At 64.3% G+C, this 596-nt stretch carries 1 protein-coding gene; it reads left to right on the forward strand.

Translation table 11 applies throughout. The features are described 5' to 3' along the window. The coding region (locus EN935_RS39335; protein WP_127374420.1) for a MarR family transcriptional regulator at positions 1 to 596 on the forward strand (596 nt) is incomplete at both ends.

Genomic DNA, 596 nt, shown 5'->3' on the forward strand with positions numbered 1-596 from the left:
CTTCTACACGCGCACCGTTGGCCTTCTCGACGAGACGCTGACGCAAAGCGCATTCACTTTGACCGAGGCGCGCGTGCTTTTCGAACTCGGCCACCTTGATCGTCCGGCGGCTTGTGAAACTGCAGGCGAGCGAGGTTTTCTTGCCAAGGCTTTTCATCTGGAGATGGGCCCGACTGCCTCCGACATCGCCAGGCAACTGCGCGTCGATGCCGCTTATCTGACACGAATTCTGCGCAAATTCGCCAGCGAGGGCTTGACCGAGACCCGGACCGATCCGGCCGACAAGCGCCGGCGGATTCTGTCGCTCACGGCAAGAGGCGAGGCAGCCCTTTCAGGGCTCCAGGCTGCGGCGGATCGGGACACGGCGCGGCTGATCGAAAGCGTGCCTGACCACAGGTTGCAGGAGCTGGGCAGCGCCTTGCGCAAGGCTGGGGAATTGCTGGGCGATCCCGCCTGTGAGAACAGCGAGGTGACGCTGCGGCCGCATCGCGTCGGCGACGTCGGCTGGGTCGTGCAGCGGCAGGCCCAGCTCTACGCCGAGGAATATGGCTGGACGATCGAGTTCGAGGCCATGCTCGCCGAGATCGGTGCCGATT

Source organism: Mesorhizobium sp. M7D.F.Ca.US.004.03.1.1 (assembly GCF_003998635.1).
Classification (GTDB): Bacteria; Pseudomonadota; Alphaproteobacteria; order Rhizobiales; family Rhizobiaceae; genus Mesorhizobium; species Mesorhizobium loti.